At 68.5% G+C, this 10,626-nt stretch carries 10 protein-coding genes; 1 reads left to right on the plus strand and 9 read right to left on the minus strand.

All coding sequences use genetic code 11. The annotated features are described in order from the left end of the window. Positions 1 to 170 precede the first annotated feature (170 nt). The 8 genes from ACH49X_RS25450 to ACH49X_RS25485 all read right to left on the minus strand — a co-directional run bounded on the left by ACH49X_RS25450 (position 171) and on the right by ACH49X_RS25485 (position 8,416). Positions 171 to 1,424 carry a cytochrome P450 gene (locus ACH49X_RS25450; RefSeq protein ID WP_195081531.1) on the minus strand — a complete coding sequence of 418 codons (1,254 nt, stop codon included), beginning with the start codon at positions 1,422 to 1,424 and terminating at the stop codon, positions 171 to 173. Positions 1,425 to 1,615: 191 nt separating this feature from the next. Beyond that, on the minus strand, positions 1,616 to 2,788 hold the full coding sequence (locus ACH49X_RS25455; protein WP_195081530.1) for an aminoglycoside phosphotransferase family protein: 1,173 nt from the start codon (positions 2,786 to 2,788) through the stop codon (positions 1,616 to 1,618). Between the two features lie 217 nt (positions 2,789 to 3,005). Next, complete coding sequence (locus ACH49X_RS25460) at positions 3,006 to 3,737, minus strand: MerR family transcriptional regulator (protein WP_357206429.1); 732 nt, start codon at positions 3,735 to 3,737, stop codon at positions 3,006 to 3,008. Between the two features lie 22 nt (positions 3,738 to 3,759). Beyond that, positions 3,760 to 5,139 carry a serine hydrolase domain-containing protein gene (locus tag ACH49X_RS25465; RefSeq protein ID WP_357206431.1) on the minus strand — a complete coding sequence of 460 codons (1,380 nt, stop codon included), beginning with the start codon at positions 5,137 to 5,139 and terminating at the stop codon, positions 3,760 to 3,762. Positions 5,140 to 5,219: 80 nt separating this feature from the next. Then, the gene (locus ACH49X_RS25470) at positions 5,220 to 6,482 is read right to left on the minus strand and encodes a TMEM143 family protein (RefSeq protein WP_357106145.1); all 1,263 of its coding nucleotides are present in this window, start codon (positions 6,480 to 6,482) and stop codon (positions 5,220 to 5,222) included. A 221-nt stretch (positions 6,483 to 6,703) separates the two neighbouring features. Beyond that, positions 6,704 to 7,048 (minus strand): DUF1330 domain-containing protein, encoded by a 345-nt coding sequence (locus ACH49X_RS25475; RefSeq protein WP_195081526.1) that lies wholly within the window; start codon positions 7,046 to 7,048, stop codon positions 6,704 to 6,706. A 127-nt stretch (positions 7,049 to 7,175) separates the two neighbouring features. Next, positions 7,176 to 8,003 (minus strand): SGNH/GDSL hydrolase family protein, encoded by an 828-nt coding sequence (locus ACH49X_RS25480; RefSeq protein ID WP_323124297.1) that lies wholly within the window; start codon positions 8,001 to 8,003, stop codon positions 7,176 to 7,178. After that, positions 8,000 to 8,416, minus strand: a complete 417-nt coding sequence (locus tag ACH49X_RS25485; protein ID WP_357206433.1) for a nuclear transport factor 2 family protein — start codon at positions 8,414 to 8,416, stop codon at positions 8,000 to 8,002. Before ACH49X_RS25485 ends, ACH49X_RS25480 begins: the two co-directional genes overlap by 4 nt. Before the next feature lie 119 nt (positions 8,417 to 8,535). Between ACH49X_RS25485 and ACH49X_RS25490 the strand changes: the two genes are divergently transcribed. Next, on the plus strand, positions 8,536 to 9,099 hold the full coding sequence (locus ACH49X_RS25490; RefSeq protein WP_195081524.1) for a PadR family transcriptional regulator: 564 nt from the start codon (positions 8,536 to 8,538) through the stop codon (positions 9,097 to 9,099). Between the two features lie 16 nt (positions 9,100 to 9,115). Here the strand turns inward: ACH49X_RS25490 and ACH49X_RS25495 are convergent, their stop codons facing one another. Further along, a complete protein-coding gene (locus tag ACH49X_RS25495; RefSeq protein WP_195081523.1) occupies positions 9,116 to 10,600 on the minus strand; it encodes a cytosine permease in 1,485 nt (494 codons plus the stop codon). Positions 10,601 to 10,626: the final 26 nt, after the last annotated feature.

Genomic DNA, 10,626 nt, shown 5'->3' on the forward strand with positions numbered 1-10,626 from the left:
CGCAGCGGAGATCCGGACACCGCGCCGCCGGCGGCGATCCTTCCGGCCGCCGTCCGCTCGCGCCGCACGATCGCAGCCCGGTCCGGCAACTACACCACGACCGGCCCGTCGAGCAGGCCGCGCTTCGAGCCGAGACAACCGGTGCCACGCGACCTGTGCCCGCGGCTGGGTCAGATGTTCAGCGGAGCGGTCGGCGGGAAGGTGACCGGCAATTCGGTCAGGGCCCGGTGGAACGGACCGGGCCGCCAGTCGGGCGTCCGGTTCGGCAGGTTCAGTTCGATCTCCGGCAGCGCGTCCAGGAGTTGGTCGATGGCCTCCTGCGCGATCAGGTAGGCCAGCGGACGCGCCGGGCAGGCGTGCGGGCCGAGCCCCCAGGCCAAATGCGAGCGATTGCCGGTCAAGTCGCCGGTGCGGATCGCGGGATCGTTGTTGCACGCGGCCATGCTGATGACGACGGGCTGGTGCGCGGGCAGCCAGACGCCGTCGATGAGGATCGGGTGGCGCGGGTAGGTGATCAGCAGGTTCGCCAGTGGCGGGTCGTTGAACAAGACCTCGTCGATGGCGTCGCGGGACGACAGGTTCCCGCCGAGGATGCTGTCGCCGAAGCGCTCGTCGGTGAGGATCAGCAGCAGGGTGTTGGCGATCAGATTCAGCTGGAATTCGATCCCGGTGCCGTAGACCTGCGACACGTGGTGCGACGCCTCCACGTCATCGAGCTGGGCGGGATGCTGCAGCAGCACCGAGGTGATGTCGCGCTGGGGTTCGGCTCGTTTGAGCGCCACCAGGCTCATCAGCGCCTCCCCGAGCATCTGATTGCCCTTCTCGGCGTCGACGCCCTCGAGCAGGGCGGCCGTACCGGCGGCGACCTGCGCCCCGATCTCGGGCGGGCAGCCGAGCAGATAGTTCACCACCTCGAAGACCAGCGGGAACACGTACTGACGGATCAGTTCGGCGCTCCCTTCTCGGCAGAAGGAGTTGATCAGCGGGATGGCGAGTCCCTCCACGATGTCGTGCAGGGCATACAGATCGACCTCATCGATGCTGGCGGTGATCGCCCCTCGATACCGGGTGAAGTCGGTTCCGGTGCTACGACTGGCCATCGGCCGCCACTCCAGCAGCGGAAGAATCGGGCAGTCGGCGGGGATGTCCTTCTGCCAGGCGCGCGGGTCGGCGGGGAAGTGCTCGGGATCATTGAGGATCCGCACCGCGGTGCTGTAGCCGATCACCAAGGTGGCCGGGACACCCGGCGCCAACTCCACCGGCGCCAAAGATCCGTAGCGGCCGCGCATCTCGCGGTACACACGGTGCGGATCGGCCGCGAATTCGGGCGAGTAGATGGGCACTCGCTGGTCGTCGGAATCGGTCGGCGAGCCGTGGACGACGGGGCACGTCCGAACCGGGGCCTGAGATTGCGGCGTACTCAAAGAGCGAACTCCAAACTGTTGGTGTTGCACTACGTGACTGCTGAACTACCGCTCCGTACCGCGACACTGCATCGGAGCGAACTCACCGGGACTACGCCGGGGCCGGTCGATGGTATAGCGCGTTGACGCGCGATCATCACCACACACGAGAATCCGGCCGCGACGCCACAGCGGTGGTGCGGGGCTCGGTGTCAGACTCCGAGGGCCTGCAGGGAATCGTGATCGTCGATGGCCGTGGTGATGCGCTTCAACAACGTCAAGCAAGTCTCCACGGGCTGCATCTCCGGTTGATACGCCGCCCTGCCGATCGTGAAAGCCCAAGCGGCGTAAGCGAACATGGACTGCTGCCGGTACGCCAGCCACGCCTCGTCGAACGACGGAGCCCGGCCGTCGAGGCTGCCGAGTTCGTCCAGATACGCCGCCAGCAGTTCACGGTCCCAGGCACGGCGGTCCTCGGGCTCGCATCCCGAATTGACGGTATAGGCGAAGTCGTGGGCCCATCCGCCCCGCATCACCACCTGCCAGTCGACGAAACCCATGCGCCCTGCGGCGGTTCGATAGGTCTGCCCGATGTGCGGGTCACCGTGCAGCAGCGTCTGCGGGAGTTCGTTGGTCGCGTTGTCGATCGCCCGCTCGACACCGGCCCACAGCCGGTCCGCTTCGCCGTGCAGGGACTCCGGAACCACTTCCGCGGCGCGGCGCAGCCCCACCTCGCAGCGCTTCTTCATGTCGATGGCGGCGAGGTATGCCTGCAGTGCCTCGGTCGTGGTCTTGAGGTCCTTGATCGACGGGTGCTCCCAGAAGGTGCGGTGCAGTCGCGCGAGATTGCGCACCAGATCTTCGATCTGGTCCCGCGCGACCGGGGCGTTCGGCTCGACGAACCGCGCGCCGCGGGTGGAGGCGATGTCTTCCATCAGGGCGATCGATCGCCACGACGCCGGATCGGCGGCGCCCCAATAGCCGAACGGCGCTTCGATGTCGAGCTGGGGGCGGAAGTCCCGGAAGAAACGAGTCTCCCCGTCGATCATCTTCCCGCCACCGAGCAGGATGCGCTGCGAGAAAGCTGTCGTGGTCTTCGCGAAGAGGTGGGTCGGCAATCCGGCCCGCTGCCCCGCGTCGTTGTAGTCGACGCGAATCGCGACGCGGGTGGATGTTCCGCGGCTGCCGTTGGAGGTCTCGAACCCGACCACCTCGGCCTCGGGGACATCGCGGCACAGGACGGCCGTCAGCCACTGTGGGGTCAGCGTCTCGCCCGACACCGGGACGTCCCCGGCATCCCTGGCCTTCGGCCGGAACACTTTCTCGCCGATGATGTGCGCACCGACTGTGACGGACCGTCCGAGCAACCAGAGCTTGTGGTTCATTCGTTTGCCTCGATTCCGGAGTACGACATGAGCGCCCGCGCGGCCGGGTCACCGGCGCACGGGTCCGCAGGACAGTAACGCACTCTGGAAGGCTCTGTACCGCAGTGTGTTTGCCTTCCCGCCGCGGCCGGGGGCAATCGACGCGTGATCGACCGAGCCCCACAGCCGCCACGAAATATTCAGTCCCGCTTGCCTTACCCGCACAGGTCCGGGGCTGTCACTCGGTCGTCGCGTTCTGGGCGATCCGCGTCAACCTTTCCCAGGCGGGGGAGGTGATCCCCACCGAATCGTTCACCAAGCGGACGAGTTCCGGATCCAGCCGCGGTGTGGTCCGGCCCGCTCCGGTGCGCCTGCCGGTGATCCACCGCCGGGTGAGGTCGGCGAGGTCGGCCAGGCGCGGGTCGTCGGGGGACCAGTCGAACGCCGCGTCGTAGTCGAGGTAGATGGACCGGAAGCGCGGATCGCCGATGGCGTCGAGCTTGTCGGCGGCCCAGTCCGACGCCTGTTGCGGGGCGACCGATTGCAGCAGAATCCAGATGTCGCGTTCCATCCGGACCGCCCGGTCGCTCACTCCCAGCTCGCGCAGGCGCTCGAGGTACTCGGCGACCTCGGGAGACACGAACAGCCGATCGCCGGACCCCAATTGGGCGATCTGCTCGCGGGTGCGGCGGATCTCCTCGGCGCGTTCGGCGAGCATGCGGTCGACCTCGGCGATGGCCGCCGCGAACTCGCCGGAGTTCGCGGTCAGCAGCTCCTTGATCCGCGCCAGGGGCACGCCCGATCGCGCGAGCGTCCTGATCTTGACCAGATCGATGGCGTCCTCGGCGCGGTAGCGGCGATAGCCGGAGGAGTCGCGCGGCGGCTCGGGCAGCAGCCCGCGCTCGTGATAGACCCGCACGGCCTTGATCGTCACGCCCGCGTACCGCGCGAGCTGCCCGATGGTGATCATGCGCGTTTTCCTTCCGTGACCGTCATCGCACCCGAGCGAACAATCGACCGGCGAGATCGATTCCGCTCACGGCGGCGGATTCGTCCCGTGTGAAGAACCCGCGTTGTCCTCGCAAACCGCCTTCGGTGACGATGTACTCGTCCCCCGCACCGGGCAGCAGGCCGAGGGTAGCGGGTGGCAGGTCGGGCGGCAGCTCGGTCGTCGCGGCGGCACGGATCTCCGGTTTGATGGCGCATTCGATCGTCAGGCCCGCCCCATCGGTGTCGAGCGTCAGCCGCATCATCTCGTTCTCGTAGCGCCCGACGATCTCCCCTGCCCGTGCCGCATCGTGGGGCAGCGGTTCCGGATCGCGTTCGACCACGCCGAGGTAGTGCTCGAGCACCCACCGCACCACGGTCCGGTTGAACGCCAGCCCCGCGTCCGGGCCCGCGTTCGACATCACGGCGACGGCGAAATCCCGCTCCGGCACGATGAGCAGGTCGGCGAACTGACCATTGCCGGAGCCGCCGTGCCCGATGGTCGCGACACCGTCCACCTCGCGCAGGAACCAGCAGAGGCCGAACGCGTCACCCAAGGTGCTCCCCCGCAGTTCGACGGTTCGCTCCCGCATCCGGTGCAGCAGTTCGGTGGGCAGAACGCGCTCGCCGCCCTCGGTCCGGCCGTCGCCGAGATGGAACCGCGCCCACCGCAGCAGATCACCGACCGACGTCGCCACACCCCCGCCGGGATTATCGGCGCGATTGTCCTTCCACTGGCGGGCGACGACGAGCGTGCCGCCCGCATCGACGTTGTGACCCACCGCGAACCGCCGGGTCATGACGTCACCGACCGCGTAACAGGTATGTGCCAGGCCGAGCGGTTCGAGCAACAGCGACGCGACCGCCCGTTCGAAGGTCGAGCCGGTGACGTTCTCGACGATCCGGCCGGCCAGGTTGAACCCCGCCTGACTGTAGGACGCCCGCGCTCCCGGTTCCGCGATCAGCCGCGACTCGGCCAGTTCGACCGCGTGCCGCGCCAACGCGTCATCTCCTTCGCCGGTGTCGTCACCGACCCGCCATTCCAGCCCCGCTGTGTGGTTGAGCAACCGCACCACGGTGATCTCGTCGGCAGCCGCGTCGGCGGGGGCGAATTCCGGGACATACCGCCGCACCGGCGCGTCCAACTCCACCCGTCCCGCGGCGACCAGCCGCAGCAAGGCGGTCGCGGTGAACGTCTTGCTCACCGAGCCCACCACGAACATCGTGTCCGGGTCGACCGGAAGCGGGTTGTCCATGCTCGTCACCCCATGGCACGCGAAGGACGATTCACCGCCGATCGAGACCCCGACCGCCGCACCCGGTACACCCGATTGCTCGGCCGACGCCGCGACGAATTCCGCCAATTTCTCTGTCAGCTCGTTCATGTCACCATGCTCGAACCCTGCCCCTGGGGAAAGGTCAAGCCGTTGGCTGACATCGCACCGCGCAGCCTGCACCTGCTTCTTCAGCCGGATGTGACCGCGGCCCGGCCGATGGCGTCGCCCGACGGCGGGCGAACACGGAACAAGTTGTCCCAGTGGTGATTCAAGCGCTGTATCGCCTCGGTCAGCGGCACCGCGCCCACGGTGCCGTGCTCGTCCTCGACGAGCAGCCGCCACCGGCGGAGCCTGCCAAGGCCGTCACGGATCTGGAAGTCGAAGGTCGTCCCCCACCGTCGGCGAAACCACTGCTCCACCCGCTGATCGAGTTCGGTGGCGGTCAGCGGCCGGTCGGCGGTGCGCAGGAAGTGATAGGCCAGGACGGCTTCCTTCACCTCCGAATCCTCGGCGGCGCCGAGCAAGTGGTGAAACACTCCCGCGTCGTTGTCGAGATTGCGGAAATAGAGGTGTTCGGACAGCGTCTTCATCAGCTTGATCTTGCGGTTGGAGAACTTGGCGAACTGCCGCACCAGATAACCGCCGAAGGCCGCAAGCCCGGCGCCGAGAGTGACCAGCGTGGCTTGATCGAGCCGCACGGACTCCTCGCGCAACCCCGCCCAGAACGCCAGCAGCAACAGCAGCGGGCCCAGCGAGGCGACCAGTTTGGTGACGACAACGACGATCCCGGAGACCACCGCGGGCACCCCGATCAGCAGTTTGTCCAGTGGCCGCATCCGCACGCGAACGCTCGGATACAGCATCTCCAGGTCGTTGCGCGGGACGTTCTGGAACAGCTTCAGCAGCACACCGCCGTCGGGCCGGTCCGCGACCGCCTCCGCGCGCTCGGTGAACGCGACGTAGACAAGGACCTTCGCGTAGCTGGTGAACTCGATGCCGCGCCGCCGCAGACCGAACAGCCACCGCACCTGCTCGGTGCGTTGCGCCACCCCGCGCCGGAAGAACATCACCGTATCGATGTCCTCCGCGTCGACCTCCAACCGCACCTTCACCAGGGAGTGCTCGGCGAACGCTCGCTCGATCTCGGCGGCATCGATGCGCGTGAAATCCGCCGACTCGGCCAGCGCGACCAGCTCACGCTCCACGCGTGCCCGCGCCGCGGCCCGGTCCTCGGGGGTAGCGGCACACAGCGCCCGTTCGTCCTGCGCGGGATCGACCAGCTGATAGGCATCGAGCACGGTCTCACCACGCACATGGAACTCGTGGTGCGCCAGTGCCGACAGCAGACGCGCGAATTCCACGAACGACTCGCGTTCCGACTCGGGGAGTTCGTCCGCGCACAGCGAGATCACCGCGCTTTTGCGGAACGGCAGGTAGTGTTCGGCGTCCATCGGCAACTCCTCTCGGCGGACCGGGCCCGTCGGTCACAACCCTATGGGGAGGCCGGGATTCGGTGCTCGAGTGCCGGACAGGAACGTGCGTGCGTGCCTCGGATGCTTCTGCGTGGGCGGGGGCCCGGCGCGCAGGTCGAAATCCCACGGCGACGGCGGAGCCGTGCTGCGCGTGACCGACGACGGCCCCGGCATTCCGGAGGCCTTGCAGCCGACACGGGCTAGCCGGACACCGCCTTCCGGATCGCCGCTACGGCGGCGGTCGGGGCGTAATCGGCCGGGACGCCTTCGACCAGGATGATGTCGCCCTCGATGTGCCGCGAGCGCAGCGGCGCGAGCTCCCGGTACGCGGGCGAATCCCACCATGCCCGCGCCTCGGCGATGCCGGGGAAGCCGATCATCACCACGCCGCCGGGCCAGCTGCCTTCCTTCACCTCGTGCGGTGTCGCGTGCACGAGGTAGCGGCCACCGTAGGGCTCGAAAGTGGCGGGGAGGCGCTCGATGTAGTCCGCGATCTCCGGGTGCGGTGCGGCGTCTTGCAGGTGGGCTATGACGTAGGCGGTCATGGTGTGATCGTGACATGGCGATCGACCAGGGTCGATTACCCGCGAGGTAAGCGGCGCACGTGCGGCGGCGGTGTGCTGGGCGAGCGCGATGACCGGCAATGCGTTGCGAGACCGGTGAATTCCGCGCTCACGATTGGGTCCGGGCCGTTGGCGCGGCGGTCGCCGTACCGTCGACCGGAAGTAGGTGCGGGCGTTTGGCGGCGCGTCCGTCGCCGGAGGAGCGTCCGGTGATCCGCCTGCCCAGCCAAGGGCCGAGAAACGTCGCGGCCCAGCGTGTTTCGCCCACCACCGTGGCCAACCGCGTGGCGGCGGGCAGCGGCGGCGACAACGGTTCGGCCCATGTTTCGTCGGCGCCGGGCAGGCCCAGGGCGTGGGCGAGGGCGTCGGCGATGCGCTGGTGTCCGAGCGGGTTGGCATGGAGCCGGTCATAGCTCCACAGACGGGGATCGGTGACGGCCGCGCGCTGCTCGGTTTCGGCGACGACGACGCCGTGTCGCGCCGCCGCGGCGCGGATGCGCTGGTTGAGCGCGGTGACACGACCGCCGAGCGGGCGCGCGAGCGGGGTGATGCGCGCGAGGTCGGGAAAGGTCAGTGTCGCCACGACCGCGCCTCCTGCGGTGAGGGCGGCGAACATCGCGTCCAGGTGCCCGGCGACCTCGTCGGCGTCGAAACCCGGCCGTAGCAGGTCGTTGACGCCCGCGACCACGGTCGCCAGATCCGGTCGCAGCGCCACTGCGGCGTCGAGTTGCTCGGCGCGAACCTGACCGGCGAGTTTGCCTCGAACCGCGAGATTGGCGTAGAGCAGGCCGGGATCGGACCGGGCGAGACGTTCGGCCAGCCGGTCGGCCAAGCCGCGCAATCCGGTCCGATCGTCGCCGTCGCCGACTCCTTCGGTCTGGCTGTCGCCGAGCGCGACATAGCGCGAGTACGAGGGGCGCTCGGACAGGTCGCTCACGCTCCCCGCGCCTCCCGTTCGAGCTGCGCGGCGGCCTCGGCCTTGATGCGCTCGAACTGCTCACCCATGCGCGCCGAGAGGGCTTGGGCCGCCGACAGCGGACGCACCATGACCATGAAGTCGTCGATCTTGCCCTCCTCGTCGAAGTGCAGGAAGTCGCAGCCGGTCAGCCGCTTCCCGTCGACGGTTGCCTCGAACACGAACGCGTGGTCGCGACCGTTCGCGTCGGCGATCTCGCGCACATAGCGGAAATCCTCGAACACGCGGATCACCGCGCGCAGGATGGCCGCGGTGATCGCCTTGCCCGGGTACGGCCGGAACGCCACCGGACTGGTGAACACCACGGTGTCGGCCAGCAGCGCCTCGATGGCGGCCTCGTCGCGAGCTTCCACGGCTGCCCGGAACGGGTCCATGGCATTCTCCTACTCAAAGAATTTAATAGGTGATGCGCACATTATCGAGGTGCAGCAGCTATGTCCAGATCCATCCGGACAGATATTTGAATAATCATCCGAAGTGTTAGCCTGGGCGGATGGCGCTACGCAACGCGGTGCTGGCCGCCCTGCTGGAGGGCGAGGCGTCCGGCTACGACCTGGCCAAGAGCTTCGACGCCTCGGTGGCCAACTTCTGGATGGCCACGCCCCAGCAGCTGTACAAGGAACTGGAACGCATGGCCGCCGACGGCCTCATCGAGACCCGGGTCGTGCAGCAGGAGCGCAGGCCCAACAAGCGCCTGCACGCCATCACCCCGGCCGGGCGGGCGGCCCTGCGGGAATTCGTCGAGAAGCCGGCCAAGCCCACCGCCATCCGCGACGAGTTGATGGTGAAGGTGCAGGGCATGGTCGCCGAGGACGCCCCCGCCGTGCGCGCCGCGGTGGCAGGCAAGCTGGAGTGGTCGAAGTCGAAACTGGCCCGGTACGAACGCCTGCGCTCCCGGCTGCTGGACGGCCGCAGCGAGCAGGCGTACCTGGCCGAGGCCGAGCGAGTCGGCCCTTACCTCACGCTGCTGCGCGGAATCTCCTTCGAGCAGGAGAACATTCGCTGGGCGGAGTTCGCGCTGTCGGTGATCGACCGGCGGATCGCCGCACACACGTGAGGACGGGGACGGCGCTCTACACGGTGACTCGGACCGGCTCCGCGTCGCGGTGCCCGATCCGCTCGGCCGCGCTCGCCCGCGCGAGCGGACGCACCCGGTGCAGCGCCGCGTAGCCCACGCTCGCGACGACCAGCGCGACGAAGACCCCGAGATTGCTGCTGCCGAGGCCGCCCGCGCGGGCGGCAGGCGTGAACAGGTAACCCAGCAGCGGACCGACATGCGGATCGGGCGAGGTGACCAGGCCGAGCCCGGCGATGGTCGCGACGATCAGACAGCCGACCCCGACGCGGTTGACCTTTCCGTAGCCGCCGAGCGGGCTGTAGAGGGACGTCCGGTCGTAACCGATACGGCGGCGCTGCCACAGGTCCACCACGAAGATTCCGGCCCACGCGGCCATCACCACGCCGGTGGTGGTCAGGAACGCTTGGAACGGCGCGAAGAAACCCGGCGCCGCGAAGGCCACATAGCCACCGGCGGCGGCGATCAGGGCGGCATCGATCAGGACGGTGTAGTGCCGGGAGATCCGGACGCCCAACGTCTGCAGCGCCAGCCCCGAGGAGTAGAGACCGATGATGGAGCCCGAGACGAAGCCCACCAGCGCCAGGATCAGATAGGGCACCAGGAACCACGTGGGCAAGTGGGCCGACAGGGCGCTGATCGGATCGGTGGCGGCCGTCGCCGCCACCTCGGGATCACCCGCCGCGAGCACCGTGCCGAATCCCATCAGAACCAGGGCGGGAGCGGTGCCACCGAACGTGATCCAGCCGACCAGCGCGCCCTTCCGCGCGGTGCGCGGCAGATAGCGGGTGTAGTCGGCCGCGCAGTTGACCCAGCTCAAGCCCAGCGTGTTCGCGACGAGCATCACCCCGCCCACGAACGCGCCGACGCTCACCTGCCCGTGTGTGGCGAACGAGATCCTGGGCAGCGTCAGCACGATATAGACCACCGACAGCGCGGTGAATGCCAGAGCGAACCACTTCTGGATCCGCAGGATCACATGACAGCCGTAGATGCCGATCACCGTGGTCACCACGATGACGGTCACCAGCGTGGCGACCATGAGCGGCGCGGTGTCCATATCCGGGTCGAGCCGATGCGCCACCGTGCGGGCCGCGAGGGTCGCCAGCACCGCCGAGAACGTCTCCCATCCGACCAGCGCCAGGTAGCTCAGCAGCGCCGGGATCTTGTTGCCGTGGAATCCGAACGCGGCCCGGCCCGCCACCATGGTCGCCGCGCCCCCTTGCTGCCCGGCCAGCGACACCAAACCGAGCAGCAGGAAGGAGAGCACCCCACCCACCGCCGCGGCCAGCGCCGCCAGATGCCAGTCCAGGCCCAGCGCGGTGACATACGGACCGAACGACACCAGCACCACATTGCAGCTGGTACCCGCCCACGGCCAGAACAGGGCGCGTGGCTTGCCTCGGCGCTCCTCGTCCGCGACCCACTCGGCGCCTTTGCGCTCGAAGGACCAGTCCGACGGTTCCGCTGAACTCACAACCATGTCGAATCCCATCGTCGACGGTGGGA

Origin of the sequence: Nocardia sp. NPDC019323, from assembly GCF_044389845.1 — a bacterium.
GTDB classification, from domain to species: domain Bacteria; phylum Actinomycetota; class Actinomycetes; order Mycobacteriales; family Mycobacteriaceae; genus Nocardia; species Nocardia implantans.